Annotated in this window: 21 protein-coding genes; 11 read left to right on the top strand and 10 right to left on the bottom strand. The window is 64.8% G+C overall.

Going from position 1 to position 23,839, the window contains the following annotated elements; genetic code table 11:
- The first annotated feature begins 37 nt into the window (after positions 1-37).
- On the top strand, positions 38-952 hold the full coding sequence (gene argB, locus ACODSP_RS14285; protein ID WP_488966239.1) for an acetylglutamate kinase: 915 nt from the start codon (positions 38-40) through the stop codon (positions 950-952).
- Between the two features lie 177 nt (positions 953-1,129).
- Here the strand turns inward: argB and glgA are convergent, their stop codons facing one another.
- Together glgA and ACODSP_RS14275 are read right to left on the bottom strand one after the other, a co-directional pair.
- Complete coding sequence (gene glgA / locus ACODSP_RS14280) at positions 1,130-2,626, bottom strand: glycogen synthase GlgA (RefSeq protein WP_488966238.1); 1,497 nt, start codon at positions 2,624-2,626, stop codon at positions 1,130-1,132.
- Positions 2,627-2,669: 43 nt separating this feature from the next.
- Positions 2,670-3,626 (bottom strand): LysR family transcriptional regulator, encoded by a 957-nt coding sequence (locus ACODSP_RS14275; RefSeq protein WP_488966237.1) that lies wholly within the window; start codon positions 3,624-3,626, stop codon positions 2,670-2,672.
- Positions 3,627-3,708: 82 nt separating this feature from the next.
- On the opposite strand from ACODSP_RS14275, the gene ACODSP_RS14270 reads away from it, so the two are divergent.
- Complete coding sequence (locus ACODSP_RS14270) at positions 3,709-5,106, top strand: MFS transporter (protein WP_488966236.1); 1,398 nt, start codon at positions 3,709-3,711, stop codon at positions 5,104-5,106.
- Between the two features lie 51 nt (positions 5,107-5,157).
- Here ACODSP_RS14270 and ACODSP_RS14265 read toward each other — a convergent pair whose 3' ends face one another.
- The 3 genes from ACODSP_RS14265 to glgC form a co-directional block, all read right to left on the bottom strand.
- Entirely contained in the window at positions 5,158-5,361 is a 204-nt protein-coding gene (locus ACODSP_RS14265) for a pilus assembly protein HicB (RefSeq protein WP_488966235.1), read from the bottom strand.
- A gap of 231 nt (positions 5,362-5,592) precedes the next feature.
- Positions 5,593-6,423 (bottom strand): type I methionyl aminopeptidase, encoded by an 831-nt coding sequence (map, locus tag ACODSP_RS14260; RefSeq protein ID WP_488966234.1) that lies wholly within the window; start codon positions 6,421-6,423, stop codon positions 5,593-5,595.
- Between the two features lie 38 nt (positions 6,424-6,461).
- The gene (gene glgC, locus ACODSP_RS14255) at positions 6,462-7,751 is read right to left on the bottom strand and encodes a glucose-1-phosphate adenylyltransferase (protein ID WP_488966233.1); all 1,290 of its coding nucleotides are present in this window, start codon (positions 7,749-7,751) and stop codon (positions 6,462-6,464) included.
- A 522-nt stretch (positions 7,752-8,273) separates the two neighbouring features.
- Here glgC and ACODSP_RS14250 point away from each other — a divergent pair.
- Entirely contained in the window at positions 8,274-9,563 is a 1,290-nt protein-coding gene (locus ACODSP_RS14250; RefSeq protein WP_488966232.1) for an ammonium transporter, read from the top strand.
- A gap of 137 nt (positions 9,564-9,700) precedes the next feature.
- On the opposite strand, the gene ACODSP_RS14245 is transcribed toward ACODSP_RS14250, so the two are convergent.
- Together ACODSP_RS14245 and ACODSP_RS14240 are read right to left on the bottom strand one after the other, a co-directional pair.
- Positions 9,701-10,678, bottom strand: a complete 978-nt coding sequence (locus ACODSP_RS14245; protein WP_488966231.1) for an NADPH:quinone oxidoreductase family protein — start codon at positions 10,676-10,678, stop codon at positions 9,701-9,703.
- Between the two features lie 64 nt (positions 10,679-10,742).
- Positions 10,743-11,714: a helix-turn-helix transcriptional regulator gene (locus ACODSP_RS14240; protein WP_488966230.1), complete on the bottom strand. Its 972-nt coding sequence runs from the start codon at positions 11,712-11,714 to the stop codon at positions 10,743-10,745.
- Between the two features lie 104 nt (positions 11,715-11,818).
- On the opposite strand from ACODSP_RS14240, the gene ACODSP_RS14235 reads away from it, so the two are divergent.
- Complete coding sequence (locus ACODSP_RS14235; protein ID WP_488966229.1) at positions 11,819-12,382, top strand: hypothetical protein; 564 nt, start codon at positions 11,819-11,821, stop codon at positions 12,380-12,382.
- A gap of 82 nt (positions 12,383-12,464) precedes the next feature.
- On the opposite strand, the gene ACODSP_RS14230 is transcribed toward ACODSP_RS14235, so the two are convergent.
- Positions 12,465-12,677: a hypothetical protein gene (locus ACODSP_RS14230; RefSeq protein ID WP_054166743.1), complete on the bottom strand. Its 213-nt coding sequence runs from the start codon at positions 12,675-12,677 to the stop codon at positions 12,465-12,467.
- 545 nt (positions 12,678-13,222) lie between these two features.
- On the opposite strand from ACODSP_RS14230, the gene ACODSP_RS14225 reads away from it, so the two are divergent.
- The 4 genes from ACODSP_RS14225 to ACODSP_RS14210 all read left to right on the top strand — a co-directional run bounded on the left by ACODSP_RS14225 (position 13,223) and on the right by ACODSP_RS14210 (position 17,617).
- Positions 13,223-14,380: a Re/Si-specific NAD(P)(+) transhydrogenase subunit alpha gene (locus ACODSP_RS14225; RefSeq protein ID WP_488966228.1), complete on the top strand. Its 1,158-nt coding sequence runs from the start codon at positions 13,223-13,225 to the stop codon at positions 14,378-14,380.
- Positions 14,381-14,390: 10 nt separating this feature from the next.
- Positions 14,391-14,807: an NAD(P) transhydrogenase subunit alpha part 2 gene (locus ACODSP_RS14220; protein ID WP_488966227.1), complete on the top strand. Its 417-nt coding sequence runs from the start codon at positions 14,391-14,393 to the stop codon at positions 14,805-14,807.
- A gap of 16 nt (positions 14,808-14,823) precedes the next feature.
- Positions 14,824-16,254, top strand: coding sequence for an NAD(P)(+) transhydrogenase (Re/Si-specific) subunit beta (locus tag ACODSP_RS14215; RefSeq protein WP_488966226.1), 1,431 nt, complete (start codon positions 14,824-14,826; stop codon positions 16,252-16,254).
- 175 nt (positions 16,255-16,429) lie between these two features.
- Entirely contained in the window at positions 16,430-17,617 is a 1,188-nt protein-coding gene (locus tag ACODSP_RS14210) for a Fic family protein (protein ID WP_488966225.1), read from the top strand.
- A gap of 4 nt (positions 17,618-17,621) precedes the next feature.
- On the opposite strand, the gene ACODSP_RS14205 is transcribed toward ACODSP_RS14210, so the two are convergent.
- Complete coding sequence (locus ACODSP_RS14205; RefSeq protein WP_488966224.1) at positions 17,622-19,184, bottom strand: peptide ABC transporter substrate-binding protein; 1,563 nt, start codon at positions 19,182-19,184, stop codon at positions 17,622-17,624.
- Between the two features lie 185 nt (positions 19,185-19,369).
- Here ACODSP_RS14205 and ACODSP_RS14200 point away from each other — a divergent pair, with 185 nt between their 5' ends.
- Genes ACODSP_RS14200 through ACODSP_RS14190 form a run of 3 tightly spaced genes read left to right on the top strand, consistent with a single transcriptional unit; the run spans position 19,370 to position 21,863 of the window.
- Complete coding sequence (locus ACODSP_RS14200; protein WP_488966223.1) at positions 19,370-19,561, top strand: hypothetical protein; 192 nt, start codon at positions 19,370-19,372, stop codon at positions 19,559-19,561.
- On the top strand, positions 19,555-20,796 hold the full coding sequence (locus ACODSP_RS14195; RefSeq protein ID WP_488966222.1) for a PqqD family peptide modification chaperone: 1,242 nt from the start codon (positions 19,555-19,557) through the stop codon (positions 20,794-20,796). Before ACODSP_RS14200 ends, ACODSP_RS14195 begins: the two co-directional genes overlap by 7 nt.
- The gene (locus ACODSP_RS14190; RefSeq protein ID WP_488966221.1) at positions 20,793-21,863 is read left to right on the top strand and encodes a nucleotidyltransferase family protein; all 1,071 of its coding nucleotides are present in this window, start codon (positions 20,793-20,795) and stop codon (positions 21,861-21,863) included. The genes ACODSP_RS14195 and ACODSP_RS14190 overlap by 4 nt, the downstream gene beginning before the upstream one ends.
- 7 nt (positions 21,864-21,870) lie before the next feature.
- Here the strand turns inward: ACODSP_RS14190 and ACODSP_RS14185 are convergent, their stop codons facing one another.
- Entirely contained in the window at positions 21,871-23,796 is a 1,926-nt protein-coding gene (locus tag ACODSP_RS14185) for an adenylate/guanylate cyclase domain-containing protein (protein ID WP_488966220.1), read from the bottom strand.
- Between the last annotated feature and the right edge of the window lie 43 nt (positions 23,797-23,839).

Genomic DNA, 23,839 nt, shown 5'->3' with positions numbered 1-23,839 from the left:
TCCCTGGCCCTGACGCCCCCGACCGGAGCCCACGCCCATGACCGTTTCCGTCACCCCGACGCTGACCCGCGAGGAATGGCTCGCCAAGGCACAGACCCTGTCGGAGGCGCTGCCCTACATGCGCCGCTATGACGGCAAGATCATCGTCGTCAAGTATGGCGGCCACGCCATGGGCAACCCGGAACTGGCGCGGCAGTTCGCCAACGACATCGTGCTGCTGAAGCAGGTGGGCGCCTATCCCATCGTGGTGCATGGCGGCGGGCCCCAGATCGGCAGGCTGCTGGACCGGTTGCAGATCAAGTCGGAATTCATCGACGGCCTGCGCGTGACCGACAAGGACACGATGGAGATCGCCGAAATGGTGCTGTCCGGCAGCATCAACAAGGAAATCGTGGCCCTGATCAATGATGCCGGCGGCGACGCCATCGGCCTGTCGGGCAAGGATGACGACCTGATCGAAGCGCGCAAGGCCACCCGCACCAAGCGCGACCCCGACAGCAATATCGAAAAGGTTGTCGATCTGGGCTTCGTGGGCGAGCCGTTCCGCATCAACCCGCAGATCCTGCACAAGCTGCGCAATGCCGGCTTCATCCCCGTCATCGCCCCCATCGGCATCGGCGAGGATGGCCAGACCTATAATATCAATGCCGACACCGCCGCCGGCGCCATTGCCGCCGCCATCGATGCCTCGCGCCTGCTGCTGCTGACCGACGTCGCCGGCTTCCTGAACAAGAACAAGGAACTGGTACCGGAACTGTCCGTATCCGACGCCCGCGCCGCCATCGCCGACGGCACCGCCCAGGGCGGCATGATCCCCAAGCTGGAAACCTGCATCGACGCCGTTGTCGGCGGGGTCGAGGGCGCGGTGATCCTGGATGGCCGCGTGCCGCATGCCATCCTGCTGGAGATTTTCACCGAGGGCGGGGCCGGCACGCTGGTGGGTAAGAAATAAACGTCTGTTCCCTCACCCTCCCAAACGCTGACGCGTTCGGGCCCCTCCCTCGCCCGCCAGGCGGGCGAGGGGCGAAATAAGGCTCACCCCCAGAGTTTCGCCCCTCGCCCACGAATGTGGGAGAGGGAGGGGCCCATTGGCGCCCGCCAATGGGAGGGTGAGGGAACCACGCCCCCGTTACCCCCGCTCCGCCACCGCCATCGCAGCCTTGTACGTCTCCACATAATGCCGGGCCGACGCACCCCAGGAGACGTCGCGCGCCATGGCGGAACGCTGTACCCCACGCCAGCGGTCGGTCTGCGGGTGCAAGGCGAAGGCACGGTCGATAGCGTTGATCAGGGACGGCACGGTGACAGGGCCAAAGGTGAAGCCCGTGGCCGTTCCATCGGACAGCGCATCATCGGTGCAGTCCGTCACCGTATCGGCCAACCCGCCCACACGGCTGACCAGCGGCAAAGTGCCATAACGCAGCGCATACATCTGTGTCAGGCCGCAGGGTTCAAACCGCGACGGCACCATCAGCACGTCCACCCCCGCCTGCAACCGGTGCGACAGCGCCTCGTCATAGCCCAGGACCAGCCCGACCCGGCCCGGATAATGCCGCGCGGCCCCGGCCAGCGCCTGTTCCAGCGACGCCGTGCCCGTACCCAGCACCGCCAGCTGCCCGCCGCGCGCCACGATATGCGGGATGGCCTGCACCACCAGATCGATGCCCTTCTGGTCCGTCAGGCGGCTGACGATGCCGAACAAGGGCGCATGGATGTCGGGCGACAGGCCAAAGGCGCGTTGGATATCGGCCTTGTTGGCCGTCTTGGCCGGCAGAGTGTCGGCATCATAATGGGCGCTCAGCTGCGGATCGCGGGCGGGGTCCCAGGCATCGGTGTCGATGCCGTTGAGGATGCCGTCCAGCACATCGGCGCGGGCGCGCAGCAGCCCATCCATGCCGAAGCCAAAAATCTCCCCCTGGATTTCGGTGGCATAGGTCGGGCTGACCGTCGTCAACCGGTCAGCATAGACCAGCCCCGCCTTCAGGAACGACAATTGGCTGTAGAATTCAAACCCCTGCGGCGTGAACCCGTCCCAGGGCAGGCCCAGGGTCGGCACCGTTTCCGCCGGGAACAGGCCCTGGAAGGCCAGATTGTGGATGGTGAACACCGTGCCCGGCCGTTTCAGCCCCGCCAGCGGCCAGAGCGGGAAATGCAGATGGGCTGCGGCCAGACCGGCCTGCCAGTCATGACCATGCAGCACATCCGGCTTCCACGCGGCCCGGCCCACCGCACCATCCCCCGCCAACCCAATCAGGGCGGCGATGCGGCCCAAGGCGGCAAAGCGCAGATGATTGTCGGACCAGTCCTTGCCATCCGGCCCCAGATAGGGATTGCCCTTGCGCCCGAAAAAGCTGGGGATATCCAGGGCATAGACGGTGCCGCCATCAACACCCCGGCCCGCCACCAGCCGCGCCGGTGCCGCCGACGGCAAGCCGGGAAGCCCGCGCAGATCGCGCAGCACCTTGATATTTTCCAGCCGGTCCAGAACCCCCGGATATCCGGGGATCAGGGTGCGGACATCCACCCCTTCTGCCCGCAATGCCGCCGGCAGGGCGCCGGCCACATCCCCCAGACCACCGGTCTTCACATAAGGCAGGCATTCCGACGTAACAAAAAGAACGCGCATGATCGGGTCCGGGCTTGTTGATCGCAGGGGGCGGGGCCGCCACCTATGAGTGAACGCAAGCAACGGTTTCGGCAAGCGGATCATCACCACAAACCGCCCGCACCAGCCCCCGCAGCCAGCGATGGGCGGGATCAGCGTCCAGCCGTGGATGCCAGAGCAGGGAAACGGTGACGGCGGGGATGTCGAATGGCAGGTCGAACGCCACCATCCCGGCCCGCAGCCCCTGCGTATGCCGGGCCGACACGGTGGCCACCAGATCGCTACCCCGCGCCACAGCCAGCGCCCCGGCATAGCCCGCGACAAAGGCCGCCACCCGCCGTTCCAGGCCCAGCACCTGCAAGGCCCGATCAACCGGCCCCCTGTCGGGCCGCGCCCGCGTCACCGCCACATGCGATGCGCCGGCATAGGCCTGTGCCGCTATCGGCCCGTCCAGCAGCGGATGGCCGGGCCGCACCACGCCCACGAACCGGTCGCGGAACAGGGCCTGAACCCGCAATTCCGGCCCCAGATCCGGCCCCACCACGCCCGTCTCCAGATCGACGGTGCCATCGCGCAGCGGCGTGCTGTCCCGTTCCGGCTTGGCCATGAAACGCAGCCGCACACCGGACGCCTGCGCCGCCGCACGCGTGATCAGGGCCGCCCCGAACGTTTCCACAAACCCCTCACTGCTGCGCAGGGTGAAGATGCGCTCCAGGCGGGCAAGGTCCAGCGCGCTGGCCGGGCGCAGCGCCGCCAGCGCCTGTTCCACCAGCGGCCCCACCTGCCCGCGCAGTTCCAGGGCGCGCGGCGTCGGCACCAGCCCCCGACCCGCCCGCACCAGCAGCGGATCGCCCGTCGCCTCCCGCAGCCGCGCCAGCGCCCGGCTCATGGCCGACGGGCTAAGCCGAAGACGCCGCGCCGCACCGGCCACACTGCCCTCCGACAGCAGCACATCCAGCGTCAACAGCAAGTTCAGGTCGGGAATGTTCATGGCCGGCACCATATAGGGCGTCTGATGCATGAATATAATGCAATCGCTGCGCCTTCCGCCATGTCAGACCGGCGCATAGCCTCATCCGCAATGATCCGGGTTGGAGGAAGCGATGGTGGTGGAGCAGGCATTGACGACGAGGACGGATGACAGGCCACGCAGCTGGGCCCTGCCCGCCCTGTCTTTGTCCATCCTTCTGTCCTCGCTGGGTACCAGCATCGCCAATATCGGCCTGCCCAGTCTGGCCGCGTCCTTCGCTGTGCCCTTCGCGCAGGTGCAGTGGGTGGTGCTGGCCTATCTGCTGGCCACAACCACCCTGATTGTCAGCGCGGGCCGCCTGGGGGATCGCATCGGGCGGCGGCGCCTGCTGCTGGCTGGCATCGCCCTGTTCACGCTGGCTTCCGGCCTGTGCGGGTTAGTCCCGTCCTTGCCCCTGCTGATTGCCGCGCGGGCGTTGCAGGGGTTGGGGGCGGCAGCCATGATGGCCATGTCGATGGCCCTGGTCGGCAGCATCGTGGACAAGACGCGCACGGGCCGGGCCATGGGCATGCTGGGCAGCATGTCGGCGGTCGGCACGGCCCTGGGGCCGTCGCTGGGCGGAATGATCCTGGCCGTCGCGGGCTGGCAGGGCCTGTTCCTGATCAACGTGCCGCTGGGCATTGCGGCCTTCGCCCTGGTCCGTACGCAGGTGCCGGCGGATACAGGAATGGGTATGCAAAGGGGAAGCGGTGACCCGCTGGGCACCATGCTGCTGGCCGGCGCCCTGGCTGCCTATGCGCTGGCCATGACCATGGGCCGGCAGGGCGGCGGGTTCGGGCCGATGCTGGTGGTGGCGGCCCTGCTGCTGGCCGGGATGTTCATCCTGTGGCAGGTGGCCGCCCCATCGCCGCTGCTGGACCTGTCGCTGTTCCGTGATGGTGGCCTGCGCGCCGCGCTGCTGGCCAATATCCTGGTCTCCATGATCATGATGGCGACCCTGGTGCTGGGGCCCTTCTACCTGACGCGGGTCCTGGGCCTGTCCCCGGCCCTGACGGGGCTGGTCATGGCGACCGGTCCCTGCATCTCCGCCCTGGCGGGCGTGCCCTCAGGCCGGGCGGTGGACCGGTTCGGCAGTGGCCGCATGACCCTGACCGGTCTGGGCGGGGTCGGCCTTGGCTGCCTGTTCATGGCGACGGCACCCGCCGCCTGGGGTGTTGCCGGCTACATGCTGCCCATCGCCTTGATGACCAGCGGCTACGCCTTGTTCCAGGCCGCCAACAATACCGGTGTGATGAGTGGTCAGCCGGCGGACCGGCGCGGCCTTGTCTCCGGCCTACTGAACCTGTCGCGCAACCTGGGCCTAATCACGGGCGCCGCCTGCCTGGGCGCAGTCTTCACCCTGGCCGTCGGTACGGCAGACATCGCCACGGCCACACCAAGCCTGATCGCGGCGGGGATGCGGGCGGCGTTCCTGGGGGCTGGGCTGCTGGTCCTTGGGGTGACGGGAGTTATGGTGTTCCGGCGGCGTTGATTTGGTTCAGGCCATCTCATCGCCGGGCTGGAGCGGTTCCTTGCCCGCATTTCAAAGGAAAGGCAGCATATCTTCAGGCTGCGCATCCCGTCCACGCCGCGCCAGCAGTTCTGACGCCATCTCCACCGCTCCGATTTTCTCGGCCACCGCCACGGCAATCCATTGGTTCAGCGACACACCATCTTCCTTAGCAAGACGTTGTGCCGCTGTTTTTACGGAGGCCGGTAGTTTCAGCACGTAGGAAGCCTTGCTCATTGCCCACACTCCTTGATCGCCTGCGCCGACCGGATGTGTCGCGCCCAAGAAGCTTTCTAACCCATTGAAAACCATAGACTGCCTCCCCGGCGAAGGCCGGGGCCCAGGGGCCATAAGCTGGAGCCTTTCCACTTGCCCCGCTATCAAGTCGCACTGTCCTGGGGCGCTTGGCCCCTGGGCCCCGGCCTTCGCCGGGGAGGCACTATCCTGAACAGTTGAACTGGGTAGGCCTTAAGGCTCCACCCCCACCGGACAATCCAGCCCCGCCGGGGAGCGGGTGAAAATCTCCACCCCGTCTTCGGTCACGCCGACCGTATGTTCGAACTGTGCCGACAGGGACAGGTCGCGGGTGATGTTGGTCCAGCCATCGGGAAGCGTTCGCAGGCCCGCACCACCCTGATTGAACATCGGCTCGATTGTAAAGACCATGCCGGGCACCAGCTTCATGCCGCGCCCCGGCTTGCCGAAATGCATGACATCGGGCGCGTCATGGAAGACGCGGCCGATGCCGTGGCCGACATAGTCGCGGACGGTGGAATAGCCAACGGCCTTGGCGGCCCGTTCGATGACATGGCCGATATCGCCCAGATGCTTGCCCGGTACCGCCTGCCCGATACCGGCCATCATGGCGTCATAGGTGGTGCGGACCAGATGGGCCGCCTTCTGCGTGACATCCCCCACCAGATACATGCGGCTGGTATCGCCGTACCAGCCATCGACGATGGCGGTGACATCGACATTGACGATGTCACCCGCCTTCATCCGTACCTTGTCCGACGGGATTCCGTGATTGACGACAGAATTGGGGGAGATGCAGCAGGATTTGGGAAATCCGTGATAGCCCAGCGTGGCCGCCAGCGCCCCGTTCGCCTTCAAAAAGGCGGCCACGATGTCGTCAATCTCTGCCGTCGTGACGCCGGGCTGCATGTGGGGGGTGATATGGTCCAGGCAGGCCGCCGCCACCGCACCAGCCCGGTGCAGGGCGGCAAAAGCCGATTTGCCATGCAGGGTGACCCGCCGTCCCAGCGGGTCCAGCACGAAATTACCCGGATAGGTCTTCATCGTCCCTCAAGCCGCTGCCGCGTCACCGAACCAAACCATCAGTTCCCCAGACGGTCCAGCATCTCCTGGGTGATCAATACCACACCATTTTCGGAACGGTAGAAGCGGCGCGCATCCTCTTCCGCATTTTCACCCACCACCAGGCCGGCGGGGATGACGCAGCCGCGATCCACCACCACCTTGGTCAGGCGGGCATTCCGGTTCACCTCCACCTCCGGCAGGATGACGGCATCCGTCACCTCGCAATAGGAATGGATGCGGACCTTGTTAAACAGGAGCGAGCGGCGGACGACGGAGCCAGAGGTGATACAGCCGGCGGACACCATGCTGTCCACGGCCATGCCCCGGCGGCCATCATCATCGAACACGAACTTCGCGGGCGGCAGCTGTTCCTGATAGGTGAAGATCGGCCATTCCCGGTCATAGAGATCCAGGTCGGGCGAGACGGTACACAGGTCCAGATTGGCTTCCCAATAGGCATCGACGGTGCCGACATCACGCCAGTAGGCGGTGCCGGGCTGCGCCTTGTTGCGCACACAGCTTTCGTTGAAATGGTGGGCGACGACCTTCGCGTTGTCCACCAGATAGGGGATGATGTCCTTGCCGAAATCGCGGCTCGACGTCTGGTCCTCCGCGTCGCGTTCCAGGTTCTTGTACAAGAACTCGGCATTGAAGATGTAGATGCCCATCGACGCCAGCGCCATGTCGGGCTTGCCGGGCATGGCCGGCGGGTCGGCGGGCTTTTCCAGGAAGCTGACGACGCGGTTGTCGCTGTCGACATGCATGACACCGAAGCCCGTAGCCTCCATGCGCGGCACCTCGATGCAACCCACGGTCACATCTGCGCCCGTGCGGACATGGCTGGCCAGCATGTTGGCGTAATCCATCTTATAGATGTGATCGCCGGCCAGGATCAGGACCCATTCCGCCTTGTGGGAGCGCAGGATGTCCAGGTTCTGATACACGGCGTCCGCCGTACCCTGGTACCAGCTGGTTTCGTTGATGCGCTGCTGGGCGGGCAGCAGATCGATGAATTCACCGATTTCACCGCGCAGGAAGTTCCAGCCGCGCTGCAAATGCCGCAGCAGCGAGTGCGACTTGTACTGCGTGATGACCGAGATGCGGCGGAAGCCGGAATTGATGCAGTTGGACAGGGCGAAGTCGATGATGCGGAACTTGCCCCCGAAATGCACCGCCGGCTTGGCACGGCGGTCGGTCAGCTGCTTCAGCCGGCTACCGCGCCCGCCCGCCAGCACCAGGGCCAGCGCATGGCGCGGCGCCTGCCGCAGGTCACGGTCCAGACGCTGTTCGGACTGACTGGTCACCAATTCCACATCCTCCCTGATGTCGCGCGGCTCTGTCGCGCTGTGCCGACCGCTTAGACCGGCGGCTCATTCAACCGGGATGGTGTCACATGCTGCGTGCCGGGTCACGTATGGATACGTATGTTGCGTGTGCAATCGCGGGCAAGGCAGACAACGAAAAGGCGAAAGGCCCGGATCGGTCCCAATCGGCAGCGCAGCACGACATGCCCCCGAATGTCTGCCTATTTTTTAATCTGTCACATTTTTAGCCGCTGAATCGGGGTGCCCCGAAAGGAGGCATCCCTATCATCATGTTGATTTCCAACAATTTTTCCTCAAAAGTCGCCATCAGAAACAGCACATTTTTTGTGCATATAGCCGGTTTTCAGGCGGAGTCGCGGGTCCGCGGGGTGGATTCCATTCAGGCGTCTGGCTGCAACAGCGTAGGGATTCCGCCGCTTTGCACAACGGCACGGACTTTGAATAGAGGAGCAGCGGCGTGTGCGGCGGCCGGTCGGCCCCGTGCCCACAAGAATGGGGAGCCAGATGAATCGTATGTTGAAGACCCTTTTCGCGGCGTGCCTGGCATTGGTTCCGGGCGTGGCCCTCGCTCAGGACGCGGCACCGACCCCGACGCTGGACAGCGGCAATACCGCATGGCTGCTGACGTCCACGGCGCTGGTGCTGTTCATGACCATTCCTGGTCTGGCGCTGTTCTATGGCGGCATGGTCCGCAAGCTGAACGTCCTGACCATGGCGATGCAGAGCTTCGCCATCACCGCCCTGATCTCGGTCCTGTGGGCCGTTGTCGGTTTCAGCCTGGCCTTCGGCCCCGGCAACCTGTTCATCGGTGATCTCAGCCGGGCCTTCCTGTCCGGTCTTGAGGTTGGCAGCCTGTCGGGCAGCATCCCGGAATCGGTGTTCATCACCTTCCAGATGACCTTTGCCATCATCACCCCGGCGCTGATCACCGGCGCCTTTGCTGACCGCATGAAGTTCTCGGCCCTGCTGCTGTTCACGGCGCTGTGGTCGTTGATCGTCTACAGCCCGATCTGCCACTGGGTGTGGGGCGGCGGCTTCCTGATGGGCGATGGCGTGCTGGATTATGCCGGCGGCACCGTCGTGCACATCAATGCCGGTGTTGCCGGTCTGGTCGCTGCCATCGTTCTGGGCAAGCGCAAGGGCTATGGCACGTCGGACATGAAGCCGCACAACCTGGTCCTGTCGCTGATCGGCGCTGCCATGCTGTGGGTGGGCTGGTTCGGCTTCAATGCCGGTTCCGCCGTCGCCGCTGATGGCCGTGCGGGCATGGCCATGCTGGTGACGCAGATCGCCGCCGCCACCGCCACGCTCGCCTGGGTGTTCGTGGAATGGGGTGTGAAGGGCAAGCCCTCCGTGCTGGGTGCCGTTTCCGGTGCCGTGGCCGGTCTGGTCGCCATCACCCCGGCTGCTGGTTTCGTCGGTGTTGATGGTGCACTTGGCATCGGCGTCGCCGCCGGCGTCATCTGCTACTTCGCCTCCACCACGCTGAAGCATGCTCTGAAGTATGATGACAGCCTGGACGTTTGGGGCGTGCATGGTGTCGGCGGCATCGTCGGCGCCGTCCTGACGGGTGTCTTCGCCAAGGCCGCCATCGGCGGGACCGCCGGCGCCCTGGAAGGCAATATCGGCCAGGTCTGGACGCAGATCTACGGCATCGGCGCCACCATCCTGTGGTCCGGCATTGCCACCACCATCATCCTCTACGTCGTCAAGGCCATCACCGGCCTGCGCGTCGACGAGGATGCGGAACGTGACGGCCTGGATCTGGCGCTGCATGGCGAAAGCATCCAGTAAGTCTCAGGCCCCGGCCTGAAAGACAGACCGCCGCACCGGGCACCCGGTGCGGCGGTTTTGTTTTTGGGTAGTCTTTATTTTGTTCCCTCAGGCGCCGGGCCGGCGGTCGCCGGCCTCCGCGGTCGGACGACCGCGGCTCACTCCATCGTGAGCACCACCTTGCCCGTCGCCTTGCGCCCCGACAGCAGATGGAAAGCCTGGGCATAATCCGTGATGGGCAGGGCGTGCGACACATGCGGTCGCAGCTTCCCCTGCCCCCACAGGGCCAGCAGTTCCATCAGGCTCTGGCCCAGGCGCTGCGGGTTATGCTTACGGTAGGCACCCCAGAACAGGCCCAGCACTGCACAATTCTTGACCAGCAGCAAATTGGCCGGCACCTGCGGGATGCGCCCCGCCGCATAGCCGATGGTGATGATCCGCCCGCACCAGGCCATGTTGCGCAGAGCCGCGTCGAAATAATCCCCACCCACCGGATCGAACACGACATCCACACCTTTGGGCGCCAGTTCCTTCAACCGGGCTTTCAGGTCCTCCGCCGCATAGTCGATCACCTCATCCGCCCCATGATCCCGTGCCACGGAAAGCTTTTCCGGCGATGATGCCGCCGCGATGACCCTGGCACCCATGGCCTTGCCGATCTCCACCGCCGTCAGGCCGACCCCGCCCGACGCCCCCAGCACCAGCAGGGTTTCCCCGGCCTGCAACTGCGCGCGGTCGGTCAGGGCCAGATGGGAGGTGCCATAGGCTACGGGGAAGCCGGCGGCGTTGGCGAAATCCATGCCATCGGGGATGGGCAGGACGGCACCCGCCTCCACCACCGTTTCTTCCCGGAACGCCCCCTTGGCCGACAGGGCCATGACGCGCTGCCCCACCTTCAGGTGCCGCACGCCCTCGCCCAACTCCGTCACCACGCCCGCGCATTCCATGCCGGGGGTAAATGGAAAGGGCGGCTTTTCCTGGTACTTGCCTTCGATAATCAGGGTATCGGCGAAGTTCAGCGCCGCCGCCTTGATGGCGATCCGCACCTCTCCCGCCGCCAGCGGCAGCGTCTCCACCTCTTCCAGCACCAGGCTTTCCGGCGGCCCGAACCCCTTGCACAGCAACGCCTTAACCATCTCCACTCCTCCCCTTGCTTCATTCAAACAATTGTTTGAAGTGTGACGGGGCGCGGGCTGCGGGTCAAGGGGGTGGCGCCTGCATCCGCGCCAATATCCCCTGCGCCATCTCCATCACCCTTGCCCGCAGCGCATCGGGTGCGCGCACCCGTACCTCCGGCCCTAAACCCAGTAGCAGGCGGGCCGCCTGATCGACCGTCTCGAACGGCAAGGTGAGGTCGGCCCAGCCATCAGCATCCATCGGTCCCGCCGCCGCCACGGCTTCGGCGGCATAGGCACCCTGGCGGGACAGCAGATCACGGCCCCCCGCACTGACCGACAGGTCCGCCCGTTCGGGATGCAGCCTTTCCTCGAATTCCGCCAGATGCCCTGCCCAGAAACCGGGCAGGTGGAAATCCACGGGCCGCACGAACCCGTCCCGCGTCACCGTCAGCGTGCGGATGGACGCCACCTTGAACACCAGGGTCCGCTCCCCGGACAGTGCCGCGAAGTACCAGGTGCCGGCCTTCAAAACTAGACCCAGCGGATCGATGGTCCATTCCCGCTCGCCCTTCCAGCTTTCATACCGCATCACCACCCGTCGGCAATCCAGAACCGCGCGGGCCAAATCGGGCAGGAAGGGGGTGGGTTCGGCCACGCGGTACCAGTCGGCGGCATCCAGGTGGAACCGGTCACCCATGCGCCCCGCCTCCTCCCGCGCCTGGGCCGGCAGGGCCAGCATCAGCTTGTTCCAGGCCCTGGCCGCCGCCTGTCCCACGCCCAGCGCCCCGGCCAGCCCCGGCAGGCCGATGGTGAACATCGCCTCCGCCTCGTCGCTGGCCAGCCCGGTCAGGCGGGTGCGGTAACCCTCCAGCAATTGGAACCCGCCGCCCGGCCCCCGGTCGCCATAGACCGGGACACCCGCCGAACTCAACGCGTCGATGTCGCGATAGATGGTGCGTTCCGACACCTCCAGTTCGGCTGCCATCTGCGCCGCCGTCAGGCCACCGCGCAGTTGCAGCAGCAACAGCAGGGAAAGAAGCCGGCTCGCCCGCATTTTCGACCCACCCGACAATTACCTGACACAGGATGTCAGGTATAGCGCGGCACACTGCCCCCGTCTCCCGGCAAAACGGGCAAGACCATCGGATGGAGGGAAAAATGACTGATGAGACCGGCGGCATCGCCCGCCGCCCCGTGCTGCAATCGGCCCTCGGCTTGGCCGTGGGGCTGGCCGCCACTACGCTGCCGGCGGCGGCAGAGGATAAGGCAGAGGGGCGACCCGGCGATTTTAATTTCCTGGCCGGTGAGTGGCGGATCAGCCATCGCCGTCTGAAGCCGGAGACAGGCGAATGGGATGAATTCACGGGCGAGGCCAGTTGCTGGACCATCCTGAACGGGGCCGGAAGCATTGAGGAACTGCGCATCCCCGCCCGCAATTTCGCCGGTGTGGGGATCAGGCTTTTCGAGGCAGAGCGGAAAATCTGGTCGGATTTCTGGGTGAACGCCAAAAGCGGGGTGCTGACCACCCCCGGCCTGACCGGCATCTTCCGCAATGGTGAAGGCGTGTTTGAAGCCGATGAGATGGATGGGGATCAGCCCATCAAGGTGCGCGGCACCTGGGACCGCATCACCCCCACCGGCCATCGCTGGTATCAAACCGTGTCACGCGACGGCGGCAGAACCTGGGACGCCAATTGGTTCATGGAGTGGCTGCGAGTGTAGCGCGGATTAGCGAAGCGTAATCCGCGGAACAACGTCGACGGGATTTCCGCGGATTACGGCTTCGCCTAATCCGCGCTACACTTCACCGCTTGATCCCTTCGTCCGTCAGCACCACCACCGGATATCCGCGATATTCTGCCGGTGCGCCATGATCCGGGCCGGCCACGCGCAGGAAGATGCGCCCTTCCCCGATGCCGGTGCCCACCACGGGGCGGCCCGCGTCCGTCAATTCCTTGAACAGGGTGCGGGCGGCATCGGCGAGGGGGTGCTTTTCGGGAATCTGCGGATCGGTCATGGGGCTTTTTGGGCTCTGATTGGGTTGGGCGACACTCTGCCCCACCGGCATGACGGGGTCCAGCCCGGCTTTCAGACCCCGGCCCGGATGCAACCGTACCCCACCGTCACCGCATAACAACGGTTCCATGCGTCGGTCACAAAACCATCGCGATGCGCAAGAACGACTTTGGTCGCGGGGCCAATTTCGGTAACGGCGTTACATAATTCATGGTAACCGGTTACCATAAAAATGCTTACATCTTAATGCCTTATTCCCATTGGGGATTTTTGGTATCGGGAACAAAATTACCGGGTTCGCACTACAAAACCGGCACTGCGCTTGCCCGACCGATCCTGTCGCCCACCCCCACCGTTCCTTTCCGTCAGGCGGGAAAAGCCTTTCCGACCATGACGCGGCGCACCCGGAAAGCTTCACAAAGATTACCGGATGCGTCATCGTGCGAAACCATAATGACAGCCGGCATAATCCTGAAACGGAACACCGGCACCCTGGGTCGCCTGCCGAGACTTTAGGAACTTTTCCATGAGGGGGAATCGGATCGCATGAAAATCGCCATTCCGAAGGAGCGCCGGGCGCATGAGCTGCGTGTCGCAGCCACGCCGGATACGGTGCGCAAATATATCGGGCTGGGTTTCGAGGTGGTGGTGGAAACGGGCGCCGGCCTGGGTTCCGCCATTACCGATGATGCCTTCACCGCCGCCGGGGCGACCATCGCCGCTGATGTCACCAGCACCCTGACCGGTGCCGACATCATCCTGAAGGTACAGCGTCCGCTGGCCGAGGGTGAGGGCGATGTGAACGAGCTGGCGCTGATCAAGCCCGGCGCCATCCTGATCGCCGCGCTGTCGCCCTATGGCGCACCGGAGACCGTGGCCGCCTATGCCGCCGCCAAGATCGACGCGTTTGCCATGGAGTTCATGCCGCGCATCACCCGCGCGCAGAGCATGGATATCCTGTCGAGCCAGTCGAACCTGGCCGGCTACCGCGCCGTGATCGAGGCCGCGAACGAGTTCGGTCGCGCCTTCCCCATGATGATGACCGCTGCCGGGACGGTCCCTCCCGCCCGCGCCCTGATCATGGGTGCCGGTGTGGCCGGTCTTCAGGCCATCGCCACCGCCAAGCGTCTGGGGGCGGTCGTGTCCGCCACCGACGTGCGCCCCGCCACCAAGGAACAGGTGGAAAGCCTGGGCGGTACCTTCGTCGCCGTGATGGACGAGGAATTCCAGCAGGCACAGACCGCCGGCGGCTACGCCAAGGAAATGTCGAAGGAATATCAGGCCAAGCAGGCGGCCCTGATCGCCGAGACGATCAAGAAGCAGGATATCGTCATCACGACGGCCCTGATCCCCGGTCGCAAGGCCCCGATCCTGGTCACCGACGACATGCTGAAGACCATGAAGCAGGGTGCGATCCTGGTGGATCTGGCCTGTGAGCAGGGTGGCAATGTCGAAGGCGCCGTGGCCGGTCAGGTCGTGGAAAAGTATGGCGTGAAGATCGTGGGCCGCATCAACATGCCGGGCCGCATCGCCGTGGATGCCTCCGCGCTGTACGCCAAGAACCTGCTGAACTTCATCACGCCCTTCGTCGACAAGGACACGAAGGCGCTGAAGATGAATTGGGAAGATGACGTGGTAAAAGGCACGGGCCTGACCCGTGACGGCGCCGTCGTCCACCCGTCGTTCAACAAGCCCGCCGCCTGAGGAGCACATCATGATCCTTGCTGATGCGGATATCGTGAGCAACCTGGACGCCGCGCGTGAGCAGGCGGTCCAGATGACCGAACGTATCGCCGTGCTGGAGGCGCAGCTTGCCAATGCCGGCGGCATGCCCTTCATCGTCATCGGCCTGACCGTCTTCGTGCTGGCCTGCTTCGTGGGCTATTACGTCGTCTGGAAGGTCACGCCGGCCCTGCACTCCCCCCTGATGGCCGTGACCAACGCGGTGTCGTCGGTCATCATCGTCGGTGCGCTGATCGCCACCGGTGCCGCCGATAACGGCCTGTCCGCCCTGATGGGTTTCCTGGCCATCGTTCTGGCCAGCGTGAACATCTTCGGCGGCTTCATGGTCACGCAGCGCATGCTGTCCATGTACAAGAAGAAGGCGCCATCCGGCGCCGCCAAGAAGTGATCGGGGAGGAACCATAATGCTCGTCACCGCATCGCTTCTCTATCTCGCCTCCGGCGTGCTGTTCATCCTGGCCCTGCGCGGCCTGTCCAGCCCGGAAACCGCCCAGACCGGCAATCGCTTCGGCATGATCGGCATGGCGCTGGCCATCGTCACCACGCTGATCGCATTGCCGGCGCTGACCGGCAAGTCGCTGGAATTCACGCGTCTGGTCATGATCGTGGCCGGCATTGCCATTGGCGGTGCCGCCGGCATGGTCATCGCCAAGCGCATCCAGATGACACAGCTGCCGCAGCTGGTGGCCGCCTTCCACTCCCTGGTGGGTCTGGCTGCCGTGTTCGTGGCCGGCGCCGCCTTCTACTCGCCCGAAAGCTTCAATATCGGCAAGACCGGCGACATCCATGTCGGCTCGCTGATTGAAATGAGCCTGGGCGTGGCCATCGGCGCCATCACCTTCACCGGCTCCGTCGTCGCCTTCCTGAAGCTGGACGGCCGCGTCAGCGGCAAGCCGCTGGTGTTCGGTGGTCAGCACATGCTGAATGCCGGCCTGGGTATCGCGCTGGTCGCCCTGATCGTGCTGCTCTGCATCACGCAGTCGCCGCTCTTGTTCTGGATCATCGTCATCCTGGCCCTGGCGCTGGGCTTCCTGCTGATCCTGCCCATCGGCGGTGCTGACATGCCCGTGGTCGTGTCCATGCTGAACAGCTATTCCGGCTGGGCGGCGGCGGGCATCGGCTTCACGTTGCAGAACAACCTGCTGATCATCACCGGCAGCCTTGTCGGTGCCTCGGGCGCGATCCTGTCCTACATCATGTGTAAGGGCATGAACCGCTCGATCATCAACGTGATCCTGGGTGGTTTCGGTGGTGATGCCGCCGCCGGTGCTGCCGCCGGTGGCGCCGCCATCGACCGCAGCTTCAAGGCCGGTTCCGCCGACGATGCCGCCTTCATCATGAAGAACGCTTCCAAGGTGATCGTGGTGCCCGGCTATGGCATGGCCGTGGCCCAGGCCCAGCACGCGCTGCGTGAAATGGGCGACCTGTTGAAGAAGGAAGGCGTGGAGGTGAAGTACGCCATTCACCCCGTCGCGGGCCGCATGCCCGGCCACATGAACGTGCTGCTGGCCGAAGCCAACGTGCCTTATGACGAGGTGTTCGAACTGGACGAAATCAACCGCGATTTCGGTCAGGCCGACGTGGCCTATGTCATCGGCGCCAACGACGTGACCAACCCCGCCGCCAAGACCGACACGGCCAGCCCCATCTACGGCATGCCGATCCTGGACGTGGAAAAGGCCAAGACCGTTTTGTTCATCAAGCGGTCGATGGGTGCCGGTTACGCCGGTGTCGAAAACGAACTCTTCTTCCGTCCCAACACCATGATGCTGTTGGGCGACGCCAAGAAGGTGACCGAAGAGATCGTAAAGAACCTGTCGGGCAGCGGGCACTGATCGCCGCCTGAGAGGTAGGAGTAAGGAAGGGCCGCCCTGGCAAAGGGCGGCCCTTTTCCGTCGGCGGCTGACATAAAGTTTAATATGGGGTGCGCAACAACAGCCTTATTGAATTTTATCATCATAAGCTTAAATATAACTGTGGATAAGTTGGTCATATTAAAGGTTACGGGCAATGAACAGGGATGACCTGTGCCATGGGGTACGCCAGACGCTGACCCGACTGCCACCCCCCTATGCCAGTCATTACGGCATTGTCCCGGCACCGCCGCCCGAAGAGGCGATTGCCATCGGTGACGCACGCACCACCATGGAAGCGGCTATCGCCGCGTTGAGTGAGGTGGAAACACTGGCTGGCGAGATATCGGACCCATGGGTTGTCAGTCGGATCATCGCCCGGCAGGAGGCCCTTTCCAGCTCTGCCATTGAGGGCACGCACAGCACACTGGACGAGGTGCTCAGCGTCGAAGCGGATGCGGACGATGGCGCGAGAAATGACGCGCGTCAGGTGCGGTCTTATGCCTTGGCGCTGGATATGCTCGTGCCGGCGGCGCGCGCCACCGGTCCCAGCATCTTCAACCTGGACCTTATTCGCCAACTGCATCGCGCGGTGATGCGGGACAATCCGGATTACAGGGACGAACCAGGGGAATGGCGAACTCAAGTCGTTTGGATCGGTGGCTCACGGATCGAGCAATCCACTCTCAACCCGCCACCACCTGATCGTGTCGAAGGCTGTCTTCTGGATACGGTCAATTATCTGCAAAACCAAGGCATACAGGTCCAAACCCAGAACTTGCTGACACGCATGGCTGTGGCACACGCTCATTTTGAAGCTGTCCACCCATTCAGGGATGGCAATGGCCGTGTCGGTCGTCTTTTGCTGCCCCTGATGATGGCTGCTGACAGAAAAGTGCCGCTCTACCTCTCGCCTTATATTGAGGCGCGCAAGGATCGTTATTATGCCAGCCTGAAGGCTGCCCAGCAGCAACTGAACTGGGGCGCGGCTGCGGGTTTCATGGCAGAGGCAGTGATCGCTACGGTCGCGGAACTGAAGACCACACGACAAGCGCTGAAGTCACTTCGCAAGTTGTGGGAGGGACGGCGACAGATGCGCGGTGGGTCGGGCGCCCTGCGCACCCTCGATTTGCTGTCTGACTATCCAGTAATAACCGTCAACCGCTTGGCAGGTTGGCTGGACATCACTTTTCCGGCGGCGACGAATGCCATCGATACGCTGGTCTCCATGGGTGTGCTGACAGAGCGCACAGGGTACCGTCGCAACCGCCTGTTTGCGGCCACCGAGATCTTGTCGATCCTGAACCGGCCCTTTGGGACAGCGCCGGAACTACCTCAGAGATGACTGATCACTTCGGCGCCAGATACCGCACCGGGTGACTGTCGCGCAGATTGTCGGTCCAGCCGGTGACGTGCGGGGCGACAAGGTGGCGGCTGGTGGCGAAGGTGACGGGCATCAGGGCGGCATCGGACAGCAGCAAGCCTTCGGCCCGCTGCAACGCCTGGGCAAAATCGCTACGGCTGGCGGCATTGTCGGCGACGGCCATGGCGGCGTCGAAGTCGGGGTTCTGATAGCCGTTACCATTGCGCTGTTCCCGGCTGCGCATGATTTCCAGGTACTTCTCCGGGAAGACCCAGAACCATTCGCGCAGCATCAGGTCGGGATAGGAACCATCCCGCATCCGGCCCAGGACCACCTTGGATTCCTGGTTCTCCAGCACTGTCTTCACGCCCAGCACCGATTGCCAGCGGGCGGCGATGGCGACAGCCATCTGCTTGTTCGCTTCCTTCGTCGCATAGAGCAGTGTCAGGGTCAGGGGCCGGTAAGGGCCATACCCAGCCTGGGCAAAGAGATCGCGGGCCAGCGCATCACGCGCATCCTGTGTCCAGGCGGCCTGGACCGGCAGGGCCGGCGCGTAATCGGGCAGGCCCGGCGGCACGAAGGTAAAGGCCGGCTCACCATCGTGCAGGATGCGCCGGGCAATCCCCTCCCGGTCGATGGTCAGCGACAGGGCCAGACGCAGGGCGCGGTTCGATTTCCACGGCTCCCGCCTCAGGTTGGGCGCGATGAAATTGATGCCCGCACGCGGGGCCAGACGGAACTCGGCGGGCAGGTTCTCGCGCACCCAGTCGATCTGGCTGGGCGGCACCGTCTCCGTAACATCCAGCTCGCCCGCCCGGAAGCGGCGCAGCTCGGCCTGCGTATCCTCGGTCGCGTAAAACAGCACCCGGCCATAGGCGACCGCTGCGGCACCATGGAAATGCGGATTGCGGGCCACCGTCACATGCGACTGCGGCACCTGTTCCACCAGCATGTAAGCGCCGTTGGAGACAAGGTTGCCGGCCCGCGCGAAGCCATCGCCATATTTCTCCACACTGGGCCGGTGCACGGGATATGTCGCGCGGTGATAGAGATAGTCGGTGAAATTGGGCTTGGGCGCCTTCAGGCGGACCTGCAAGGTGCGGTCATCCAACGCCACCACACCCAGACTGTCGGGCGGCAGCCGGCCCGCCGCAATCTCCTCGGCATTCTGGACCGGATAGAGAAAATCCGCGAAAAGCGGGCGGGTGGCCGGGTCCACCGCGCGGCGCCAGGACCAGACGAAATCCGCCGCCGTCACGGCACTGCCATCGGACCAGCGGCCATCGGCGCGCAGGTAGAAAGTATAGGTCAGCCCATCCTCGCTGATGCTCCAGCGCTCCGCCGCGCCCGGCACCATGCGGCCCGCCGCATCCGGGGTCAGCAGCCCCTCGAACAGGGATGTCAGGATGCGGCTGTCCCCGGCGCCCACGGCCCGGTGCGGGTCCAGGCTTTCACTGTCGGGGCCATTGCCGACACGCAGCATGGTTTCCGCCGCCACCGGCAAGGCGCAAAACAGGCAAAGCAGCAAAGGCAGAAGGCGGCGCAGCATCGTCGGCCCCTGGTTCACACTGAAACCGGTGGAGGAAACCGGCGGGCAGAGTGGCCTTTATGGCCCGCAATGTCGAGTGTGCACTGCGGCGAGGGTGCCACGCGCAGACAGCCGACGCCGCCACAGCGTATCGTTGACCAAACCCACTGCCACACTTATCCTACCATTGTAATCATTGGGGCAGGATGATGAACAACAAAGACACAAACGGCACGCCCGCAACGACCGGCGACAATCCAGGTGAGACGGCTACCTCCCCCACCGATGAACGGCGCCGCGAAATGCTGCGCCGTCTGGGCAAGGCCGCGATCTACGCCGCACCCGTGACCATGGCGACGCTCAGCATGAAGGCCAGCGCCTGCAGCATGACATGCTGAATGACGGTGCCACCGTGCCGGATCGGTTCTTCGCCCGGCTGGTGGATGGTCATCTGGTCGTCATCGATCTCTGGCAACAGGAAATGCGGGTGCTGAATCCGTCGGCGGCGGCCCTCTGGCTGTCGCTCTCCCTTGGCCCCTGCACGCCGGACGGGCTCATCGCCCTGCTGGCCGGACAGGCGGCCCCAGCCGCACCCGAACAGATCGCGCAGGATGTGGCCTCCTGTCTGGCCGAATGGCGTGACCTGGGCTGGATAGATGACGGCGACGATGGCCATCTGCGCCTGACGGATAAGCGTTCGGCGGCGCGGCAGGCGGGGATCGTCACTCCCGTGCCGCCGGGCGACGCGCTGCGTGGCACCGTACCGGATGTGGCGTTGCAGACCTTCACCATCCGGCTGCTGCACGGGACGGCAACGGTGCGGCTTGGGGCTGTCGCCAACCCGATCGATCCCGATCTGATCCCCCGGCTGCGCGCCGTCCTGTCCGGCTTTCCGGTGGCAGAGGACGCGGGCAGTGCTGCCGACCTCCGCTTCATCGTCGGCGGCGACCGTATCTGGATCGACACGGCAGAGGGGCTGGTCTGGACCAGGCTGTCCAACGACGCCTTGAGCCATCTGGTCTACAGCCTGTTCCTGGCCGCCGATCCGGGCCGCCGGCCGCTGGCCACCATCCATGCCGCCGCTGTGGGGCGGGTGGGTAAGGGTCTGGTTTTAATGCCGGGCCTGTCGGGCTGCGGGAAAAGTACTCTGACGGCGGGGTTGGTCGCTCGCGGCTGGACCTATGGCGGTGACGACATCATCGCCCTGTCGCAAACGGAACCGCTTACGATTCTGCCCTTCGCCACGGCGGCATCGGTGAAGCCGGGAAGCTGGGACTTGCTGGCCCGGGAGTATCCGGTGCTGCCGGAACTGCCGGTGACACCCTATGCTGGCAAGCAGGCGCGGTTCTTGCCGCTGCCGCTGGCATCCCATGTCGGCCCGGACCAGATGGACCGGGTGCCCGTGGCGCTGGTCTTTCCGCGCTTCGATGCAGCGGGCGGCAACAGGCTGGAGCCGATCACCACCCTGGATGCGTTGCTGCGGCTGGTGGTTTGCGGCTTCACCACGGGCGACAGGCTGGAACCCGCACGCCTGGACCCATTGTTCGACCTGTTGGAAGGGCTGCCGAAATATCATCTGGCGTTTAACAGCCTGGAGGCAGCGGAAGCGGTACTGGCACCCTTGGCATCATGATGGCGCGGTCAGATCACTTGCTGGCGTGGTTGTGCCGCACCCTGTCACCGCTGACGCCACCTGAAAGTATCACGCCGCTGCCACCGGACGCATGGCGGGCCGTGATGGCCCTGGCGGATCAGCATTTGCTGCTGCCAGAGCTGTATCTGGCGGCCCTGCGCCACGGCTCTGCCCTGGCGATGCCCACAGCAGTGCTGGAGACGCTGGAGGCTGTGCATTTCCTGAATGCCGACCGCAATGGCCGGCTGCGGGCACAGATGCTGCACCTGTCACACGCCTTGACCCGGGCGGGCATCCGCCATGTCTGGCTGAAGGGGGCGGTCTGGCTGCTGGAAGACGGATGGGCAGCATCGGGCCGGATCATGAATGATCTGGACCTTTGGTTTCCCGACCCGGACAGCCATGGTGATGCGCTTGGGCTGCTCGATGGGCTGGGATACCGCGCCATGGCGGGCTTCCGGGATGAGGACTGGTACATGTCCCACCATTATGCGCCACGGGTCAGCGATGACTGGCCAGTCCGGGTGGAACCGCACCGTCATGTGATCGACCCGCGCTTCGCCACCCTGCTGCCGGACGATGACGTCCGGCACGATCTTGTCTGGCGGGATTGGGAGGGGGCGCGGATCGGGGTACCCTCTGCGCCCCACCGGCTTGTGCATGCCATGGTTCAGGCAACATTAATGGCGGTACCGGATTTCGGCACAGGCCGCAGCCCCTTGATGAAAGCGCTGGACGTGATCCGGATCGGCGCCGGCGAAAGCTGGACCTGCTTGCCTCCCGATCTGGCGACGCGGCTGGGGACAGAGGGCTGGTTACCCTGGTCCCGGCCATTCCTGACCATCACAAACCAGCTGTTTGGACTGCCCAATCCGCTGCCGGCAGATGAACGGGTTCTCCGCCGGCTCTGTCTGGTCACCAACTATCCGCGTCTCGTGATCCTTATCGAGACATGGGCCCATATCGTCGATGGCCGACTGTTCAGGCGGCTGGCACGTCCGCACAAAATACCTACCCTTATCCGCCGTTACGCAAGCATCCTGCGCACCGGACGGAACTTCTACTGAAATCCTGTCAGCCCAGCGGCTGCTGTACGATCAGCCGCCAGACATCGACCAAAGCCACCCGCCCGCGCAGGGAGAAGGCGCCGATGGGGGCCAGGGGCATGTCGATGGTGCAATTGCCGGCGGCGCGGACGGTATCGTCGCTGACCAGCACGACATAGCATTCATCGCCCATCATCTCCCCGCCCAGCGCCTCCAGACGGGCCGCCGTGTTCACGGTGTCGCCAACGATGGTGTAGTTGATGCGGGTCGCAGCGCCGATATTGCCGACAATCACGGGGCCGGAATGCACACCGACGCGCAGGCAGACGGGCGGACGCCCGGCGGCGCGCGCTTCTTCCGCCTCCTCCGCCACCACACTGGCGATGGCATGGGCGGCACGCAGGGCGCGGGCGGCATGGTCGGGCTGTTCATCGGGGGCGCCCCAGAAGGCCATGACGGCATCGCCGATAAACTTGTCCACCGTCCCGCCCTCCGCCTCGATACAGGCGGCGATGCGGGTGAAATGCCGGTTCAGCCAGTCTGCCGTCTCCTGTGGTGACATCTTTTCCGCCATGGCGGAGAACCCCTTGATGTCGGTGAACAGCACCGTCACCTCGCGTTCCTCCGACGGGATTTCGGCCTGCGCCCCATCGCGGCGGATCAGGCGCAGGACCAGCGATTTCGGCACATAGGTCTCAAACCAGCGCAGGCCGCTGATCATGGCGTTGAAGGCGGCGGCGGCATCCGCCACCTCCCGGAACCGGCTGTCGGGCAGGCGCGGCACATTCTGGAAATCCAGATCGCGCAGGGCGACGGCGGCCCCGGACAGCAGGCGGATGCGCCGGCTGATCATCTTGCCCACGACCATGGCAGCCAGAACCGACCCGATCAGGATGCTGAACCCGACGATCAGCAGATGCTGGAACCGTTCGATCTCGCGGTCCACATCCTCTTCCCGCATCACCGCGACCAGGGTGAAGGGATGCTCGCCATAGTCGGAGATGGAGCGCAGCAGATAGAAGTAAGAGACACCATCCACCTCGGCCTGCCGGAACTGCACATCGCTGCGCCGTTCATGCACGCGGGTGTCGACCTTCTTGCCCTCGTTCCATTTGGCCAGCTTGGTCCCCACCCCGTCCGGCCCCACGACGGACCAGATGGCGGCGGCGACGGGGTCGCCCACTTCCTCCAGCGTCGGCAGCGGCGGCCGGCCCGTGACCTTGGAAAAGTCGAACTTGCGTTCCGCCAGCGCCGGGTGGGCCAGGACATAATGATCATCGAACAGGATGAAGGCGGAGATATCGTTTTCCATACCCTTGTCGGCATCCCGCAGGAAGCGCGACAGGCCATTGAAGCCCACGACCGACGCGACGGCACCGATGAACTGCCCATCCTTGCGCAGCGGGCCCTGCACCGGCATCACGGTGGTGGCGATCTCGTCGGCCCAGATCGGGTCCAGCCAGTGGGCCGACCCGGTCTTCAGCACATCGGCCAGGATCTCCGCCGCGTCCGCCGGCTTGTCCATGGAAAAGGCCGATTCGGTGTTGACCATACGGGTGGTGCCCAACAGCCGCCCATCCGACGCCCGCAGCACGCCGATGCCCGCCACCTGCGGCGTGGCGGCCAGCGCCCCGCGCGTCAGCGTCTCGATCCGGTCCTGATCCTGGATCGACACCTGCCCCATGGCCAGCAGGTTGGTCAGGTAATCCACCTGATTGCGGGCCGGGTCCAGCTGGGCGCGCACACGCGCCTCCACCATATTCATGGCCAGCTCGGCCTTGTCGGCCAGCAGGTTGTAGGTGTTGCGGCCCGATGTCTGTACGCCCAGCCAGAAGACGCTGGCCACGGCCACCAGCATCAGCCCGCCGAAACCCAGCGTCAGGACAAGGGTGATGGGCAGGCGCCAGCGGCCTTTATGGGCTGTCGTCTCTTCACATCCGGGCAGGGTCAGCATGGTCTTCATGGGCGCGGACGGTACAGGAGCGGGGGTAGGCCGG

The sequence above is a fragment of the Niveispirillum sp. FG156 genome (genome assembly GCF_057809555.1).
Note: the sequence above shows the minus strand (reverse complement) of the source record. Positions and strands in the feature narration are given on the sequence as shown.

What these genes read in the sequence shown, in the direction of transcription:
- argB (WP_488966239.1), top strand. Translation starts at nt 38, where the DNA reads ATGACCGTTTCCGTCACCCCGACGCTGACCCGCGAGGAATGGCTCGCC.
- glgA (WP_488966238.1), bottom strand. Translation starts at nt 2,626, where the DNA reads ATGCGCGTTCTTTTTGTTACGTCGGAATGCCTGCCTTATGTGAAGACC.
- ACODSP_RS14275 (WP_488966237.1), bottom strand. Translation starts at nt 3,626, where the DNA reads ATGCATCAGACGCCCTATATGGTGCCGGCCATGAACATTCCCGACCTG.
- ACODSP_RS14270 (WP_488966236.1), top strand. Translation starts at nt 3,709, where the DNA reads ATGGTGGTGGAGCAGGCATTGACGACGAGGACGGATGACAGGCCACGC.
- ACODSP_RS14265 (WP_488966235.1), bottom strand. Translation starts at nt 5,361, where the DNA reads ATGAGCAAGGCTTCCTACGTGCTGAAACTACCGGCCTCCGTAAAAACA.
- map (WP_488966234.1), bottom strand. Translation starts at nt 6,423, where the DNA reads ATGAAGACCTATCCGGGTAATTTCGTGCTGGACCCGCTGGGACGGCGG.
- ACODSP_RS14250 (WP_488966232.1), top strand. Translation starts at nt 8,274, where the DNA reads ATGAATCGTATGTTGAAGACCCTTTTCGCGGCGTGCCTGGCATTGGTT.
- ACODSP_RS14245 (WP_488966231.1), bottom strand. Translation starts at nt 10,678, where the DNA reads ATGGTTAAGGCGTTGCTGTGCAAGGGGTTCGGGCCGCCGGAAAGCCTG.
- ACODSP_RS14240 (WP_488966230.1), bottom strand. Translation starts at nt 11,714, where the DNA reads ATGCGGGCGAGCCGGCTTCTTTCCCTGCTGTTGCTGCTGCAACTGCGC.
- ACODSP_RS14235 (WP_488966229.1), top strand. Translation starts at nt 11,819, where the DNA reads ATGACTGATGAGACCGGCGGCATCGCCCGCCGCCCCGTGCTGCAATCG.
- ACODSP_RS14230 (WP_054166743.1), bottom strand. Translation starts at nt 12,677, where the DNA reads ATGACCGATCCGCAGATTCCCGAAAAGCACCCCCTCGCCGATGCCGCC.
- ACODSP_RS14225 (WP_488966228.1), top strand. Translation starts at nt 13,223, where the DNA reads ATGAAAATCGCCATTCCGAAGGAGCGCCGGGCGCATGAGCTGCGTGTC.
- ACODSP_RS14220 (WP_488966227.1), top strand. Translation starts at nt 14,391, where the DNA reads ATGATCCTTGCTGATGCGGATATCGTGAGCAACCTGGACGCCGCGCGT.
- ACODSP_RS14215 (WP_488966226.1), top strand. Translation starts at nt 14,824, where the DNA reads ATGCTCGTCACCGCATCGCTTCTCTATCTCGCCTCCGGCGTGCTGTTC.
- ACODSP_RS14210 (WP_488966225.1), top strand. Translation starts at nt 16,430, where the DNA reads ATGAACAGGGATGACCTGTGCCATGGGGTACGCCAGACGCTGACCCGA.
- ACODSP_RS14205 (WP_488966224.1), bottom strand. Translation starts at nt 19,184, where the DNA reads ATGCTGCGCCGCCTTCTGCCTTTGCTGCTTTGCCTGTTTTGCGCCTTG.
- ACODSP_RS14200 (WP_488966223.1), top strand. Translation starts at nt 19,370, where the DNA reads ATGATGAACAACAAAGACACAAACGGCACGCCCGCAACGACCGGCGAC.
- ACODSP_RS14195 (WP_488966222.1), top strand. Translation starts at nt 19,555, where the DNA reads ATGCTGAATGACGGTGCCACCGTGCCGGATCGGTTCTTCGCCCGGCTG.
- ACODSP_RS14190 (WP_488966221.1), top strand. Translation starts at nt 20,793, where the DNA reads ATGATGGCGCGGTCAGATCACTTGCTGGCGTGGTTGTGCCGCACCCTG.
- ACODSP_RS14185 (WP_488966220.1), bottom strand. Translation starts at nt 23,796, where the DNA reads ATGCTGACCCTGCCCGGATGTGAAGAGACGACAGCCCATAAAGGCCGC.